The organism is Mesorhizobium sp. B2-4-17, assembly GCF_006441275.1.
Lineage (GTDB): Bacteria > Pseudomonadota > Alphaproteobacteria > Rhizobiales > Rhizobiaceae > Mesorhizobium.
The window spans coordinates 1-15,787 of the sequence record NZ_VFUX01000056.1; the positions used below are offsets into that span (position 1 = coordinate 1).

18 protein-coding genes and 1 pseudogene are annotated in these 15,787 nt (G+C 60.4%); 6 read left to right on the forward strand and 13 right to left on the reverse strand.

Features of this window, described 5'->3' with window-relative positions:
* Positions 1–277: 277 nt before the first annotated feature.
* The 8 genes from FJ548_RS28885 to FJ548_RS28925 form a co-directional block, all read right to left on the reverse strand.
* Complete coding sequence (locus FJ548_RS28885; protein WP_140692309.1) at positions 278–742, reverse strand: cupin domain-containing protein; 465 nt, start codon at positions 740–742, stop codon at positions 278–280.
* A gap of 439 nt (positions 743–1,181) precedes the next feature.
* Positions 1,182–1,745: a DUF4142 domain-containing protein gene (locus FJ548_RS28895; RefSeq protein WP_140692306.1), complete on the reverse strand. Its 564-nt coding sequence runs from the start codon at positions 1,743–1,745 to the stop codon at positions 1,182–1,184.
* Between the two features lie 77 nt (positions 1,746–1,822).
* Positions 1,823–2,566, reverse strand: coding sequence for a DUF899 family protein (locus FJ548_RS28900; RefSeq protein WP_181168942.1), 744 nt, complete (start codon positions 2,564–2,566; stop codon positions 1,823–1,825).
* Positions 2,567–2,667: 101 nt separating this feature from the next.
* Positions 2,668–3,492, reverse strand: coding sequence for a carbohydrate ABC transporter permease (locus FJ548_RS28905; RefSeq protein WP_140692302.1), 825 nt, complete (start codon positions 3,490–3,492; stop codon positions 2,668–2,670).
* Position 3,493: 1 nt separating this feature from the next.
* Entirely contained in the window at positions 3,494–4,408 is a 915-nt protein-coding gene (locus tag FJ548_RS28910) for a sugar ABC transporter permease (RefSeq protein ID WP_140692488.1), read from the reverse strand.
* Between the two features lie 29 nt (positions 4,409–4,437).
* Entirely contained in the window at positions 4,438–5,706 is a 1,269-nt protein-coding gene (locus tag FJ548_RS28915) for an ABC transporter substrate-binding protein (protein WP_140779676.1), read from the reverse strand.
* 152 nt (positions 5,707–5,858) lie between these two features.
* Positions 5,859–6,347, reverse strand: a complete 489-nt coding sequence (locus FJ548_RS28920) for a GNAT family N-acetyltransferase (RefSeq protein WP_140692297.1) — start codon at positions 6,345–6,347, stop codon at positions 5,859–5,861.
* Between the two features lie 5 nt (positions 6,348–6,352).
* A complete protein-coding gene (locus FJ548_RS28925) occupies positions 6,353–7,285 on the reverse strand; it encodes a lytic transglycosylase domain-containing protein (RefSeq protein WP_140779677.1) in 933 nt (310 codons plus the stop codon).
* Positions 7,286–7,466: 181 nt separating this feature from the next.
* On the opposite strand from FJ548_RS28925, the gene FJ548_RS28930 reads away from it, so the two are divergent.
* Positions 7,467–8,036, forward strand: a complete 570-nt coding sequence (locus FJ548_RS28930) for a methylated-DNA--[protein]-cysteine S-methyltransferase (RefSeq protein ID WP_140779678.1) — start codon at positions 7,467–7,469, stop codon at positions 8,034–8,036.
* An 11-nt stretch (positions 8,037–8,047) separates the two neighbouring features.
* Here FJ548_RS28930 and FJ548_RS28935 read toward each other — a convergent pair whose 3' ends face one another.
* A complete protein-coding gene (locus tag FJ548_RS28935) occupies positions 8,048–8,377 on the reverse strand; it encodes a hypothetical protein (protein ID WP_140779679.1) in 330 nt (109 codons plus the stop codon).
* A gap of 273 nt (positions 8,378–8,650) precedes the next feature.
* On the opposite strand from FJ548_RS28935, the gene FJ548_RS28940 reads away from it, so the two are divergent.
* The 3 genes and pseudogenes from FJ548_RS28940 to FJ548_RS30615 all read left to right on the forward strand — a co-directional run bounded on the left by FJ548_RS28940 (position 8,651) and on the right by FJ548_RS30615 (position 9,588).
* Positions 8,651–8,863, forward strand: a complete 213-nt coding sequence (locus tag FJ548_RS28940) for a cold-shock protein (RefSeq protein WP_015316174.1) — start codon at positions 8,651–8,653, stop codon at positions 8,861–8,863.
* 274 nt (positions 8,864–9,137) lie between these two features.
* Positions 9,138–9,338 carry a hypothetical protein gene (locus FJ548_RS28945; RefSeq protein ID WP_140779680.1) on the forward strand — a complete coding sequence of 67 codons (201 nt, stop codon included), beginning with the start codon at positions 9,138–9,140 and terminating at the stop codon, positions 9,336–9,338.
* Positions 9,335–9,588, forward strand: a pseudogene (locus FJ548_RS30615) (hypothetical protein). Before FJ548_RS28945 ends, FJ548_RS30615 begins: the two are co-directional and overlap by 4 nt.
* 48 nt (positions 9,589–9,636) lie before the next feature.
* On the opposite strand, the gene FJ548_RS28955 reads toward FJ548_RS30615, so the two are convergent.
* From FJ548_RS28955 to FJ548_RS28965, 3 genes are all read right to left on the reverse strand, one after another.
* Positions 9,637–10,245, reverse strand: a complete 609-nt coding sequence (locus FJ548_RS28955) for a glutathione S-transferase family protein (RefSeq protein WP_140779681.1) — start codon at positions 10,243–10,245, stop codon at positions 9,637–9,639.
* A 107-nt stretch (positions 10,246–10,352) separates the two neighbouring features.
* On the reverse strand, positions 10,353–11,201 hold the full coding sequence (locus FJ548_RS28960; RefSeq protein WP_140779682.1) for an EAL domain-containing protein: 849 nt from the start codon (positions 11,199–11,201) through the stop codon (positions 10,353–10,355).
* On the reverse strand, positions 11,198–12,085 hold the full coding sequence (locus tag FJ548_RS28965) for an EAL domain-containing protein (protein WP_140779683.1): 888 nt from the start codon (positions 12,083–12,085) through the stop codon (positions 11,198–11,200). Before FJ548_RS28965 ends, FJ548_RS28960 begins: the two co-directional genes overlap by 4 nt.
* A gap of 68 nt (positions 12,086–12,153) precedes the next feature.
* Here FJ548_RS28965 and FJ548_RS28970 point away from each other — a divergent pair, with 68 nt between their 5' ends.
* Positions 12,154–13,314, forward strand: a complete 1,161-nt coding sequence (locus FJ548_RS28970) for a site-specific integrase (protein ID WP_140779684.1) — start codon at positions 12,154–12,156, stop codon at positions 13,312–13,314.
* An 810-nt stretch (positions 13,315–14,124) separates the two neighbouring features.
* Here FJ548_RS28970 and FJ548_RS28975 read toward each other — a convergent pair.
* Positions 14,125–14,793, reverse strand: coding sequence for a hypothetical protein (locus tag FJ548_RS28975; protein WP_140779685.1), 669 nt, complete (start codon positions 14,791–14,793; stop codon positions 14,125–14,127).
* A 587-nt stretch (positions 14,794–15,380) separates the two neighbouring features.
* Here FJ548_RS28975 and FJ548_RS28980 point away from each other — a divergent pair.
* Positions 15,381–15,716, forward strand: coding sequence for a hypothetical protein (locus FJ548_RS28980; protein ID WP_140779686.1), 336 nt, complete (start codon positions 15,381–15,383; stop codon positions 15,714–15,716).
* Positions 15,717–15,787: the final 71 nt, after the last annotated feature.

A 15,787-nucleotide genomic window follows, 5' to 3' on the forward strand; every position in this document is an offset into this window, starting at 1 on the left:
CCCTTCAAGCCCCATCTGCCGCCCGGCCAATACGTCCCTTGACACCCCTCCGAAGCAGATGTGTGCGCACGCTAGCCACCTATGGGGGAAGGTGGATTGCCGCGAAGCGGCAAGACGGGGTGCTCCAGCCCCGCGACGCCGCTTGTCCAGCCGTGGTGGCCGTAGCTGATTATCAGCCGATCAGCGTCTCATTCCGCTGGAACACCCCTCATCCGACTCGGCGCTGCGCGCCGAGCCACCGTCTCCCACAAGGGGAGAAGGAAAGGTCCGCGCCGCCTCACCCCTGCCCCGGATAGGGCGTGCCATCCTTGTGCAGAAACCGGCCGTCGGAGCTGGGGCTCATCATGTCGATGTCGGAACAGGTGATGACATCGTCCTGAGAGCGCGAGCCGACCTCCAGGTAGAGCGCCGTGGCCGACGACCGGTTGATCATGTGGTGGCCGTTGCCGCTGTTTTTGGCGAAGGTCGCGCAGTCCCCTGCCCTCAGCACCGTCTCGCCACCATCCTCGACCAGCGTCAATTCGCCGTCCAGCACATAGACGAATTCGTCCTCATGGCTGTGCCAATGGCGCTGGCTCGACCAGCCGCCGGGCGGCAAGGTCATCAGGTTGACGCCGAAATCGGTGAGCCCGCCGGCCTCGCCGAGGCGGCGGCGCGTGCGCTCGGCGCAGGGTTGGTCGAACGGTGCGGGATAGCCGGAACCCTTGCGGATGGGCACGGCTGACAGGTTGATCCTGGGCAATGGGGCGCTCCCGAGTGGAGGCGGCAGTCTAGTTCATGGCGGGCGGAGGCACAGGGCCACCATGCTGCACCCGGTTCGCCAAGGCGACCGGTATCCGACGTAGCGCTCTACGGCGCCCCCCTCTGTCCTGCCGGACATCTCCCCCACAGGTGGGGAGATTGGCAGCTTCAGCGGCGGCGCCCTTCGCAACACTGCAACATTGGCGATTGGCGACAGCCTCCCAGCTTCGTCATCCCAGGGCGAAGCAGGAGCGAAGCTCCGTCGCGGAGACCCTGGGATCCATGCCGTGACATCAGCCGAGGGTGCAGCGATGCAAATTCTGCACCGTGGCATCACTCTGAAGTCACGGCATGGATCCTCGGGTCTGCGCTGCGTCGCTACGCTCCTCGCTGCGCCCGTGGATGACGAGGCGACAGGCGGGTGATCAATCCCGACGCCCTCACCCCTGATGCGCGGCGCCCAGTTCCTTCACGTGCTTCTCGTGCATCTTCAGCACCGGCAGCGTCTTCTTGGCGAATTCCTTCATCGCCGGGTCGTCGCCCGATTGCGCATAGGTGCTGAACATCGCGACCGCATCCCTGTGCGCATCGGTCTGCATCTGGATATATTTCTGGTCGAACGCCTTGCCGCTGGCGCCTTTCAGCTCGTCGAGCATCTGCTGCTCCTTCGGCTGCAAGGCAGGCCCGGCGGGCGTGACCGAGGCGGTGGTCTGGCCCTTGTTCAGCGCCGCCTTGAAGTCCTTGCCGGCCTTGGTGTGATCCTTGATCATCCGGCTGGCGAAAGCCTTGACGTCTTTCGACGACGATTTTTCCTCGGCGAGCTTGCTCGACTGGATTTCGAACTCATTGGCACTGGGCACCGTCGTGACGAAGGTTTGGGTGTCGACCTTGCTGTCGGCCATCACAGGCGCGACCGTGTTCGATTTGGTGCCGTTCGTTTGGGCAAGCACGGCCGGCGCGCTGGCAAGCAGGGCCGCGGCTGCCACAGTCAGAAGCGTTTTCATCTGAAATCTCCGCTCGGAATGATCCTTCTGACTGTCCAACGCCGCAGACGCGCCGAGGTTGCGCGTTCTCTCTCCCCTCAGTGGCAGCACGCCTCGCCATATTGCAGTTGCTCGTGCCAGTCCGGCCGGCCTTCCGGAGTAAAATCCATCAGGTTCCACAGGATCTCGCAGGTGCCGATGGCGCGCGGGTCCTGGCCGGGTTCCGGCGGCGCGAAGCCGAGCTCCGACGACCAGGAATGGCGGATGCCGTCACCGTCGCGATGGAACACCGACAGCAGCGGGATCTGCGCGCCATCCGCATCCTCGGCATTGTAGTCGCGCTTGAAACTGTTGCCGGCCGACGAAACCAGCCGCATATTCTTCCAGCCGCGGTCGCGGCCAAGCGCCGTCAGATTTCTCAGCGCGGTCTTGGCCACCACGACAAAGTTGAAGCCGGCCGCTTCGAGATGGCGAACGGCGCCGTCGAACTGGTCGAGCAGCGCCGTGCAGGAGGGGCACGGCTGGTCCTGCCTTGGCAATTTCGCCGTCTCGCCGCTCACGGCCACGTCACGCGTTTCCTGGGGATGACGCGGAAACATCATCTGATAGAGGATCAGCGTGTCCTTGCCGGGCGCGAACAGCTCCGACAGTTTCACCCGCGTGGGCTTGCCGGCGATATCCAGCCCGTCGAACACATAGTTCCGTGGCACCAGACCGCCCGGCGGCAGCGCGCGCCGCGCCTCGGCCACGGCTTCCATGGCGCGGCGCAGCTCGATTTCCTTCCTCAAGAGTTTTTCGCGGGCGGTGCGGTATCTGGCGGATTCATTGGGAAAGGTGATCATGATCGGCTCCTTCAGATCGTCGCGCCGGCGTCCCGGCAAGGGGGCTCTACGACCCAAGGACGGGGTGCAGCGACCGGTTCCTACATTTTTTCGACCGCTCCTCACCCCTTGACCCCGCCGGCGGTGAGGCCGGAGACGATCTTGCGCTGGAAGATCAGCACCAGCACGACTAGCGGCACGGTGACGATCACCGATGCGGCCATGATGTTGCCCCACGGGATTTCGAACTGCGAATTGCCCGACAGCAGCGCGATCGCCACCGGCACGGTTCTTTGCGCATTGTTGGAAGTGAAGGTCAGCGCAAAGAGGAACTCGTTCCAGGCGCCGATGAAGGCGAGCAGCCCGGTGGTCGCCAGCGCCGGTCCCATCAGCGGCAGGAAGATGCGCGTGACGATGATCCACGGTGTCGCGCCATCGAGGATCGCCGCTTCCTCGACCTCGACCGGCAGGTCGCGCACGAAAGTGGTGAGCACCCAGACGGTGAACGGCAAGGTGAAGATCATGTAGGAGAAGATCAGTGCGAACAGCGAGTTGTAGAGGCCGAACATGCGGACAATCTCGAACAGCCCGGCAAGCACCGCCACCTGCGGGAACATCGAGACCGACAGGATCGCAAGCAGCAGGGCCGAGCGGCCACGGAAGCGGATGCGCGCCAGCGCGTAGGCGGCGGTGACGCCGAGCAGCAGCGACAGCGCAACGACCGCCCCGGAGACGACCAGCGAGTTCACGAGATTGCGCACGAAGGCGCCTTCGGTCAGCACGTTGCGGTAATTGCCGAGGCTGAAGGTCTTCGGCCAAAGGCCGGGCTCGAAGAGCTCGGTTCCGGATTTCAGGCTGGTGACGATGGCGTAGTAGAACGGAAACACCGCGACGAAGACGATCACCAAGACCAGCAGGTAGAAGGCCGCGCGCCGCACGATCCACATCTCAGCGGCCTCCTTCCAAGCTGATCCGGCCGATCCGGATATAGGCGATCGTGAGCAGGGCGAGGATCAGGAAGAACAGGGTCGAGGCGGCCGAGCCGTAGGCGAATTTGTCGAACTCGAACAGGTTCTCCCGTGTGAACACCGACATCGACTTGGTGTTCACATTGTTGGGCGTCAGCACATAGATCAGGTCGAAAATGCGCAGCGCGTCGAGCCCGCGAAAAATCACCGCCACCATCACCGCGGGGCGGATGAGCGGCAAGGTCACCCGCCAGAAAATCTGCCACGGGTTTGCCCCGTCGAGCCTGGCGACTTCGATGATCTCGCCCGGCAGCATCTGCAGCGCGGCAAGGATGAGCAGCGCCATGAACGGCGTCGTCTTCCAGATGTCGACGATGAGTACGGCCGTCATCGCGGTGTCGGGGCTGGCGGTCCAGGCGATCTTGTGGCTGATCAGGCCGAGATCGACCAGCACGACATTGATGATGCCGAACTGGTCGTTGAGCATCCACTGCCACATCTTGGCCGAGACGATCGTCGGGATCGCCCAGGGGATGAGGATCGCCGCCCTGACGATGCCGCGGCCAGGAAAGCTGGCGTTGAGCACCAGCGCCACGATCGTGCCGAGGACCGTCTCGCAAGTCACAGAAATCGCCGCGAAGCGCACGGTGTTCCAGACCGCGCTCCACCAGACCGGATCGACGAGCAGCCCGTCATAAATCACCCGGCCGCTCGGCAGGCGCAGCACCGAGAGATAATTGTCGAAGCCGACGAACTGGCGGGCGTCGAGGTCCGCCAGCGAGGCGTCGGTGAAACTGAAATAGACAGTGCGGATGAGCGGCCAGCCGGCAACGGCGGCCAGCACCAGCAGCATCGGCGCCAGGAACAGCCATGCCGAGCGCACGCGCTGCGCCATCAGCCGCGAATGCCTGACAGGCGCAACGCTCACCAGCCTTTGCCTTTCAGCTTGGTCAGCCTCGCTTCGAGGTCGGCCAGATTGTCGGCGCCGCTGCCTTCGCCGGAAAGCGTGTTGTGCACGGCCGTCCAGAACTGGCTCGATGCCTCGTTGTACTTGATCTTGACAGTCGCGGAAGGACGCGGCACGGCGTTGAGAAAAATCTGCTTCCAGCGCGGTACGATCGGCTGCTGCCTGGCAATGTCGGCATCGTCATAGAGCGCCTGGATGGTCGGCAGGTTGGACGTCTTCAGAGTCCGGTATTTCTGCATTTGGGGCGAAGCGATGAACTTGACCAGTCCGATCGCCGTGTCCGGATGCTTCGAATATTTGGAGACCGCGAGATTCCAGCCGCCCAGCGTCGCGACCGGCCGGGCGCCCTCGCCAGTGCCTGCCGGCAAAGGCGCCACGTCGAACTTGCCCTTGATCGGCGAGTTGTCGCTGTTGCCGAGCGCATAGGCATAGGGCCAGTTGCGCATGAAGACGGCATTGCCGGTCTGCCAGACGCCGCGCGATTCCTCTTCCTGATAGGCGAGCACGCCGGGCGGCGAGATGGTTCCGATCCACCCCCTGACCATATCGAGCGCCGGCGCCGCTTTAGGGTTGTTGACCGATATGGTGCCGTCCGGCTCGACGATCCGGCCGCCGCCACTGGACATCACCCATTCGAGCGCATTGCAGGTCAGCCCCTCATAGGCGTTGCCCTGGAAGACGAAACCCCAGATATCCTTGTTGCCGGCCGCCCGCTCCTTGTCCATGACCAGCCTGGCGGTCTCGGCCAGCTCCTTCCACGTGGCAGGCACCTTGGCCCCGTATTTGTCGAGCAGGTCCTTGCGGTAATAGAGCGCCGGCGCATCGGTGAAGATTGGCAGCGCGACCAGCCTGCCGTTGACGGTCTGCGACTGGATGATCGACGGGAAATGGGCGCCGACCACATCCCTAGTCGCTTCGGTGAGATCGACAAGCTGGCTGGCCAGCTGCGGCGCCCAGATGACGTCGGTCTGGTAGACGTCGATATCGCTGTTGCCGGCGGCAAGCCACAGCCTGTACAAGCCGAACTGGTCCGTCGTCGACGGCGGCAGGACGACGATGGAAACCTTGTTACCGCTCTCTTTCTCGTAACGGTCGAGGATCTCGCGAAGCACCTTGATGCCGTTGCCGGTGTCTCCCGACACGATCGACAGCTCGATCGCGTGGGCTTGAGCGACTGCCAGGATGCTGCCAACCGCAAGCGCCAGTAATGCGAGGAAAGGCTTCACGGCGGGTTGGGTCTCCCTTTGGAGCCGGACACCTCCCACGCGTCGGCAGCTCGTCAGCCATCCCCTGCCCCTGAATGCGAAGCCGTGCTTTCGGGTTCCCAGGCTTTGACAAAGAACCCCTGAAGCGCGTCGCCATTTCAACGCGATGCGCTTCAGCCTTCCCAGTCGACCTCGAACATGCCGACCCGCTCATAGAGCCGCACGGCGGCGGCGTTTTCGACCGTGTTGGTCTTGAGATCGACATGGGTAGCGCCGCGGTCGCGAAAGGCGGCGAAGGCCTGCCACATCAGCGCTTCGCCAATGCCTTTGCCGCGCGCCTCGGGATGAACGGCGAGATTCTTGATGAAAGCGCTCGTCCAGCATAGTGCTGCCGCCGCCAGCCGGCCCTTGGCGTCGATGACGAGAAAACAGAGATCCGGATCGAATTCGAGGTCGCCTGATATGCGCGGCCACCAGTCGTCGAATGGCTCGTCGGCGCGGTTCTCGAACACGTCGCCCAGCAGCGCATGCAGGGCCGGCGCGTCGCCGTGCCTCAGACAGCGCATGACGAAGCCATCCGGCCAGTGCGGTGTAACCAGCGTCTCGTCGAGGATCTTGCGCAGCCGGATATCGTTCGGAGCCGGCGGGCGCGGTTCAGGCATCGCGCTCAGGCGTCGGGCTGCCGCTTGCGGTCGGCGCCAAGGCCCGTCGCCTCGAGCAGACCCTTGCGCTTGGCGTCGAAATAGTAGCCGGTCTGGTAGAGCCAATCGGCCTTCTTGGAATTGCCGCCGGCCACCAGCCAGGCGCCGCGCAGATATTTGACGGCGTATTTCAGGTTGGTCTCGGCGTCGAACAGGCCCTTGGCTGGCCCGTCGTAACCCATGCCGCGCGCCGTCGCGTGCTTGATCTGCATAAGCCCCCAATGGCCGTTGTTATAGGCTTTGGGGTTATAGGTGCTTTCGCGATTGACGACATGGCGCACCAGATCGACCGGCACCTCGTAGAGGGCGGCATATTTGATGATCAGCCGGTCGACGTCGCCGCGCATGCCGGTGGCATGCTCCTCTTGCTCCGGAGCAACCGGCGCCGACGGGAACTGCACCAGGGCAGCCGGGTTCTGCGGCAGCATATAGGCCACCTGCTGCACGCCGGGCATTTTCTGGCCGGCGCTGGCGGTCGCCGGCACGATAAGCCCGGCGGTCGTGTATGCCTGAGCCGCCTTGATTGGCTGACCCGCTTTGGCCGGCGGCGGCGCCTGCCAGGCATTGGCCGTCATCACGGCGGGTAAAGCCGGCGCCGCCGGTGTTGCTCCTGCAAAGGCGGCGGTTGCGGCCGCGGGTTGGGTGGCTGGATCGAGAGCTGGCGCGGCCGCCGCGCCGGGTGTCAATTCGGCCGTTTGAACGGGCGCGACACCCGACGGTTGCGGCAGCACCGAAACCGTCTCCGGCAGCGGTATGGTGAAGCCTGCATCGCTGCCTGCCACGGTCGCGGTTTCGGTCAGGGACGGCGCGGCTTTCATCTGCGAGGTCGAGGTGCAGCCGCTCATGCCGGCCGCCGCCACGATCACGCCGATCGCGATAAGGATCTGTTTTGCTGGCAAGCCGCGCTCGGGTCCGGTTTGTCGGGTTGTTAAGATTTCCCTTACACCAGCGATTCCTGGGTAGCAATCAGGGCCATCCGGTGGTTTTCGGGTGGCGAGACGTGAGGGGTGATGCCATATTGTTCCTGATATGTACCGGCAGGAATCCCGGATTTCGCCGCTTTGCGGAAAGGAGTGCATTATGGAAACGACAGCTTCGATCACAGCCGGCCACGCAGTGTTAGAAACAGTGATCGGTTTCATGGGCATCGCCTGGAGCGAAAAGGGCCTGATCCGGCTCTGCCTGCCCGAACGCAGCCGCGAAGCAGTGGAGCGGCGGCTGATGCGCCACGCCGGCGTTTCCGCCTCCACGGCCCAGCCGCCATGGGTGGTCGACCTGATCGCCTCGATCAAGGCTTATGCCGCGGGCGAGGATGTCGATTTCACCGATGTTCCGGTCGATCTCGACGGTGTCGACGACTTCCGCCTCGCCATTTATGACGCGGCGCGCAAACTCGGCTATGGCGAGACCACCACCTATGGCGAACTGGCCAAGCGTGCCGGCCACGCCGGTCTGCCGCGCGAGACCGGTGCGGCCCTTGGCGCCAATCCGGTGCCCCTTGTCATCCCGTGCCATCGCATCCTCGCCGCCGGCGGCAAGATCGGCGGCTTCTCGGCGCCCGGCGGCTCCGTCACCAAGGAAAAGATGCTGGCCATGGAAGGCGTGCGCGTCGGCCCACCGCCGCCCGCGCAGGTGTCCTTCGGGTTCTGAACCGTCGTGGCCTAGTTGTTATGGAAGAAGCGTCGGCGGAAATGCCGGTCGTTGTCCGGCCGCTTGCAGTTGTAGACCGGGCAGGATTTCGTGTCGGCGCTCTGCACATAGGCGCGCGTCCTCACCTCGCCGATGGTGCAGAACTGCTGGCTCTGCACATAGCGGTCGTAGAGCGGTAGCCCTGGGACACGCGTCGACTGGTAGCGCAGGATGACCGCGCCTTGTCGCGCGATCGTCGCTTGGACCTTGCCGCAGCTCATATGCGTCGGGTCGTAGCGCGAGATTGCCTGCGTCTCGGCGGCCACGAGCGTGAGGCAAGCGGCAAGCGACATGGTTTTCATGGTTCTTCCTGATCCGAAGCCAAGGACGGCGCGCCACCTGCCGCAACGGTTTCACCGGATTAGGCCGGCCTTTGGGCGGCGTTCCGATCACGGCTTTCTCACACAGTCTTGTTTTTGGTGCGAAAGCATCCTATATCAGCCCCATTGATATTTCGGCCGATCGATCCGGGCCTCGCGATCTTCGCGTTTGCTGACGTCTATCTCCAAAATCTCGATGCACACCGGCTGGATCTCGGTTCGGTCAAACTAAAGCAAATGTGAAGGACTATTTTTATGGCAACTGGAACGGTCAAGTGGTTCAACGCCACCAAGGGCTTCGGCTTCATCCAGCCTGACAGCGGCGGCGCGGACGTTTTCGTCCACATCTCGGCTGTCGAGCGCGCTGGACTGTCGACCCTGGTCGAAGGCCAGAAGATCAACTTCGAGATCGAGCAGGACCGCCGCACTGGCAAGTCGTCCGCTGGATCTCTGAGCAAGGCAGCCTGATTTTGCGAATGGCGCGCGCCGGGCGAGAGCTCGGGGCGCGCGGCAAGTCACGGATGTACTGACGGCCGCGCGAGAAGCGGGCCGGAGCGAAAAGACCCGACAAGCTGGAACAGCAGATAGCTGCCAGCCCGGACCGGACGCTCCCGATCAGGCTACCAAGCATGGGAAGGCGGGCTTTGTCCCGCCTTTTTGTTTGTCTGGGGTTCAGGCACCGAGGCTGGGAACGATAGTCCCACTTGTGGTACTTTTAGCCCAATAGTGGTACTATTCGGGTATGACCAAGCTTGAGCAAATCGAAAAATCAGTCGCAGCTCTGAGCCCTGAGGAACTGAAGGCGTTTGCCGCCTGGTTCGAGGCGCTTAAGGCGGACATGTGGGATAGGCAGATCGAGACCGACATGAAGGCGGGCCGATTGGACAAGTTTGCCGAAGCGGCGCTGGCTGACCATCGCGCCGGCCGGACCCGGCCACTGTGAATCACATCGCCTCTCTATCGTTCTGGGAGGCTTATGAAAAACTGCCGTCGTTAATTAGAGCAAAAGCGGACAGGCGTTTTGCCAAACTGCGTGCCGATCCTTTTCATCCTTCACTGCATTCAAACAGGTCGGACGTTATTGGTCGGCGCGAGTTGACGATAGTTACCGGGCCGTTGCCATCCGTGACAATGATAATGTGATCTGGTTCTGGATCGGCACCCATACGGACTATGACCATCTTTTGAAATAGCCTCTTGGCATGCCCCGTCCAGCCGGCGAAGCGGCGATGAGCATGAGACTACCCCACCCAGTCAATCGGTACATGCCCTGGATCCGCCTCCACGCGGCCAAGCCACGCCACCACAGCCGGATAGGCGTCGAGCTGGAAACCGCCCTGCTCCGCCGTGTGCGTATAGGCATAGAGCGCGATATCGGCGACGCTGAGCGCATTGCCGGCGAAGAAGGCATTGTTTTCAAGGTATCCGTTCATCACGCCGAGCGCCTTGTTGCCGCGCTCCAGTGTCACTGACAGCCGCTCCGGCGTGGCCTCCTTAGCCCTCTCGGGAAAGGTCAGCAGCGCCTTGCGCACCGCTATATAGGGCTCGTGGCTGTATTGCTCGAAGAACAGCCACTGATACGCGAGTCCGCGCTCATATTTGTCCGTAGGCAGGAAGCGCGTGCCTTCGGCGAGATAAAGCAGGATGGCGTTGGACTCGGCCAGCCGCCGCCCGTCGTCGAGTTCGAGCAGCGGCACCATGGCGTTCGGATTCTTGGCGACGAAATCGGCTTTTCGCGTCTCCCCCGTGTGCGAACTCACTTCGATCGTCGTGACGGGAAGGCCAAGCTTGGCCATTAGCAGGCGCGGCTTGTAGCAATTGCCGCTGTCGATCATGCTATAAAGTATCATTGCCGGTCCCCGAAGCGCTGCCTTGTGCGGACGCGATTATCGCAGCCCCGGCGTCCTCAACCAATGATTTGTTTTGGCGTGATCATCAGCACCGCTGATGCAAGGTCCTAGCCAAAGAGCGGCACGACATTGTTGTCCCTGCCCAGCAATGCATCGATGGCGAGCGGCTTTTCGTCGAAGATGATACCGGCCAGGGCCGGCCGGCCCAGAAGAAAACCCTGCACCAGGTCGACGCCGCCTTCGAGCGCGACGCGCAGATGGACGGGTTGCTCAATGCCCTCGACCAGAACCTTGGCGCCACGGTCGTGCAGGCTGGACACCAGCGGGCGGAAGAACCGCTCGGCAGCAGTGTGGCGGCAGAATTCCGCGAACCAGCCGCCATCGATCTTCACGATATCGGGCCTGAGCAGACTCACCCGCTCCTCGGTCGAATGGCCGGTGCCGAAATCGTCGATGGCGATACGGATGCCGTCGCGCCGCATTTCGCGCACCAGCCGGGCCAGAAGCGCGTCATCCGCCGCCTGCTCGGTGATTTCGCAGACCAGCATGCCAGGGGCGAGGTCGAGTTCGTCGAGATGCCTGCTCATCAGCCGGATCTCCGCCAGCGCCCGCTCCGGATGGTCGTTGACCACCGGATTGTAGTTGAAGAACAGATCGAGCCCGTCGACGCCGATGTTGTGAAAATTCCGCAAATGCAACGCCCGGCACATGGTCTCGACAAACAGCCGGTCCGGCGATGCAACGCTCTCGAAGAACATCTGAGCGGACGCTGGTTGGCCGGCACGGCGCGGCTCGACCAGGCCCTCGACCGCCACGGCCTGCAAGATGCGGCCGCGCGGGGCGAAGATCGGCTGGTAGGCGCTGCGCAGGCGGAAATCGCCATGGACACCATATTCGATGCCGACCTCGTCGACGAAGATCGCATCGTCGACATTGCGCCGCCGCTCCAGGCTCATGGTGACGTCCTGCGCCCGAAGGCCTTCGCCGGTCGTGCTGTTCGCGGCGTCGCCGTCGCAGGCTCCACCCCGGCGGTGGCGGAGACGGTTTCCTCCCCGGCTTTGCCGAAGGCGTGGAAGCTGGTCGGCGCCAGTTCGGGGCGCGCCAGCACATAGCCCTGGACCATCGAAGCTCCAGATTTCTCGGCGAGATCCAGTTGCCATCCCTCTTCGAGGCCCTCGAACACGGTGCGGATGGCTTGCTCCTCGAAGCTTTTCACCATAGCGGTCAAAAGCGCGAAGCCGGCGCCTGACTCCATCAGTTGCGTGATCCAGCGAGCGTCGAACTTGACGATGTCGGGTCTCAACTCCTTGACGCGGTTGATGTCGGAATCGTCGGCGCCATAGTCGTCGACGGCAATGCGAAAGCCGTTGCCACGCAATGCCGCGACGAACTCGTACAAAGTCTCCTGCGATGCCGATCGCTGCTCGGTCACCTCGCACACAACCCGGCCCGGATCGATGCCGGCCTCGTGCAGCACCAGCCGCATTTCGCGCAAGGCATTGTCGGCGACCGCCCGCTCGGTGAACACGGACGGATCGAAATTGATGAAGATCGAAGCCTCCTGCGGCAGGCAGGCGCCGGCATTGAGCAGATGCAGCGTCCTGGTCAGCGCCTCGACATGCAGCCGGTCGGCGGCCGGACAGGTCGAAAAGAAGGTCATCGGCGATTGCGGTTCGCCATCGCGAAACGGCCGGATCAACCCTTCGAAGGCGACGACCAGCAGCTTGCCCTCCTTGAAGGCGAAGATCGGCTGGAAGGCGCTTTGCAGCGTGTAGATGCCCCAGACACCTGACGAGGTGCCGTCATCATGACGGATGATAAGGTCACCTAGTCGAAGCATTTGATTTCCCACGACAAACTTGGGGCATCTGGCTTCCAGTCACAACTGGGTCACACGGAGCTTTCAAAATGGCATCAATTCGCAAGCGTAACGGCAGGTGGAACGTCCAAGTCAGACGGAAGGGATCGTCACCAAGATCACGAAGTTTTCTCGTCAAGGCTGATGCCCTCGAATGGGCCAGAGAGATCGAACGATCACTAGACCGACAAGAGCTAGGACCAGACAGGAAGACACTCAAAGGCATCACCCTGGCTGAACTCGTCACCCGATACCGGGACGAAGTCCTTCCCAAGAAGCGGTCATGCCGATTTGAAACCATCCTGCTCGACAGGTTCATGCGCCACTCTATCGCTACGAAAAGTTTGAACGACCTCCAAACGAAGGACTTCGCACAGTACCGTGACCAAAGGCTTAAGGAGGTTTCGAAGCTGACCGGTCGCCCCGTGACGGCAAACTCATTGAGACGAGAGCTCGCCCCGCTCTATCACATGTTCAAGATGGCCAAGGCGGAATGGCATATCCCGACCGGAAACCCTCTCCAAGACCTGTATCTGCCTGCGATAGATGTCAGACGTGAACGACGCCTACGTCCCGGAGAGGAAGAACGATTGCTGTCGCAAGCCCGGCAGTTGAGGCAACTGAATGGTGAGCCTAATCCCTACGTCGTTCCTATCATCTTGTTCGCCCTAGAGACGGCCATGCGGCAGGGTGAAATCCTCGGGATAGAACTCAGGAACATCGACTTCGAACGCTCTTTGCTGGTCATCCCCTTCACGAAGAACGGCCATTCGAGAACGATCCCGCTGACGAACAAGGCAAAGGCTTGTCTCACACTGGCTTTCGCTCAACCACGTCCTGACCAGACGGAACGGAATTCCTTTGAGGGCTTCGCCCGAATCGGGCCACCTCATGTCATTCCGACGACGAAAGCATTCCCGATACATGTCGAAGTTCTGAAGACCTCTTGGACCCGGATATGCAGACGTGCGACGCCAAGGATTGAGGACCTTCATTTCCATGATCTCAGACACGAAGCGATATCTCGCCTGTTTGAGCTTGGTCTGACGGTCCCGGAGGTCGCGTCGATCTCAGGCCACAGGACGCTTGCCCAATTGATGAGATATTCCCACGCCAGTCACGAGGCAGTCAGGGCAAAACTCTTGGATCGGACATCGACATCGTCAACGATTGACCGAAAGGCCCTTCCCTCACCAGAGCTAACTATCTGATTTACATACGTTTCCGGCCCATCGGAATGTCACACAGACTTACTAGGCCCTTGCACCCGTCTTGGGCCTTTTCTTTACGGTTTACTACGCCTCATGTGCTCAGCGGTCAAAGCGTTGATTTGTATGGGAGTTTCGCCCTGCTGGTAAACACCATCGGCGATAAAGGTGACGTTCTCGACTGTCACCATCCATTCGCGCCCCTCTGTAGCGATTTGAAGTAGGTCCCCGGCACGTGGCACCGCAGCAAACTTATATGGCGTCCCCGTCATGCTGCGATTGATAAAGACCATGCAAGTCACACTCATTCGGAAGAACCTTCTGTTGAATAATAGTGGTCAGCGCTGACGCACGTAGGGCATAAACCAAAATAGGTCGAGGAAGCTAGAAGACTTTATTGGTCGCTCCTCGTGTCCGCCCTATCATGCTCTCCCCACTTTCCCCTCGACAAAAGCCAATACAAGGGGAATTTATGCGTTCGGCGGCAGTGTCTACAGTCCACTTGCTCCAATATGAAGAATCTTGCAGCATCGCTTTTGCGGACGCTTACAGCCTCATAACAATAGGGGCACTGCAGATAATCCTTTAGGGCTCCGGTGAGGCCCCGTAGCATCTCCCCTCGTCCTGGCGTGAAGAGTGCTTCATAGGCTCCAATTGCGGAGATCGACAACTGACGTTGAACTTCCTTGTTTATCTCTTTGATTCTTGAATACGATGTCATTTGCAACATGAGTGTGAATTGCAATACATAGCACAGGACTGGATATATAGTCTCGTATACGTCCGTATCGCTCGGGTCCTTGAAAATAAAGTTTAGATTCCATTCCTCAGTCCGCAGCCTATCCCTTTTCTCGTAACTAGGTGATTTGCCTTGTTCATAAGCACAGCCAACCCAGCATTACTATTCTTGTCATATATAAAGTCATAAAGTACATCTTCATCAAATGCACCACTTTCCTTCATATTATGGATAGCTTTACGGAATATTTCCTTATGCTCTTCTGGACTTAACATACTCCTCGTTAATTTGTCGGCAGGAGCGTCTTTCATTCTTCTAAAAAACTCGTCCTCGTCGGCAACCAGCCATGCCGCATACAGAAGGTTTTCCTGCAAAGGCTTCCGCAAGGTCGCATAAGCCACAGTGAATTTGCTCTTCTCAAGAGATCGGAGGGATTCGAACACGAAGTGCAGGAGATCGGCATAGAGCGCTAGGTTGAGTTCGCCCACCGTCGATTTCTGGGCGATATCCATTCGGCCCGAGTTGGCGAGGAATTCCATGATATTGGGTGAGTTCTTTAGAGCCTCAACCTCGTGCTCGCCCTGTAGCTGGAATGAATACCGCCTGTAGTCCGCCCCCTCTAATTCGGCAAGCATCCCACCAATGTTGTCATATATATGAAAGCAGAGTTCGTGGTGGGCATGGAACTGAGGAGGGATATTCGCCATCCGCTCAGGATCGATCAACCCGATTGCATTCGCCATTTGCATTCCCCCCAATGTAAAAATGTGAACCGATCGCCCAAGGAATGACAGATTCGTATCGTCTAATTCTGAGTCTGGGAATAGCTCCACAGTCGATCCGACATGAGCGACATGAAGGCCCAGCTTCGTTAGGCAAGTCGTCTTTGCCTGCCCTAGTAGCCAACGGAAAGCCCTCAAAGGTGAGTACGCGAAAGCGGGTGTCAGACCGACGACGGGGTCAGTGAGGCAGCAAGGGTTGCGCCAAGAGACTGGCCGGGAAAGGGTGGCGTGAGCCTTTGACCCTTCCTGTTTGGCCACTGTGGACCGTAGGGAGCCTACCCGGATTGTCCACTAGCGAGAGCGTCCTATCATCTGATTTGCTACCGCTCAAAAACACTCTGGGTACAATAGCCAGCGGGATCAATGGCTTGTTGAAGCGACCCCCGATATATTTTATGTAACCTTGCGTTTGCTATTGACTTTCTTGTTATTTTATGCTATAATAGGGAGAATCCAAAGCAAATTTAAAGCTTGTAGATTCATCATACAAATTGCAATCAGACTTAGTACTCAAACCCACTGCCGTTTTGGCAGCAACCAAAGGAACCATGGACGAACTCAGCATTTCCGAAATTGCATCATTAGGAACAAAAGAACTCAACTACATCGGCTCAAGCCCTAATCCCTTCGACATGACAGTCATCAGCGTCAAGAAGGGTCGGGACGAAGGGCACGTCAAACTCCTCCGCTCTGAAACTCATCTATACCGTGCTGGCTTTGTCGGCATCGAAGGTCCGGAGCTTGGTAGCTTTACCAGTCGAACAGATCTCGTCCGCGCCCTGATCGATTGGGCGTCCAAGAACGGATGGGCGTTCGAGATGGCCCACTATGCGTCAGCGACAGGTCAGCGTCTCGACGTCAATCCATCCTCATTCCTGACCTAGAGCATCGGGCGATTAACATGCAACGTAGCCTGCCTGTTTGAGATAGTTCCAGCATTCGGTTGGATCGAACA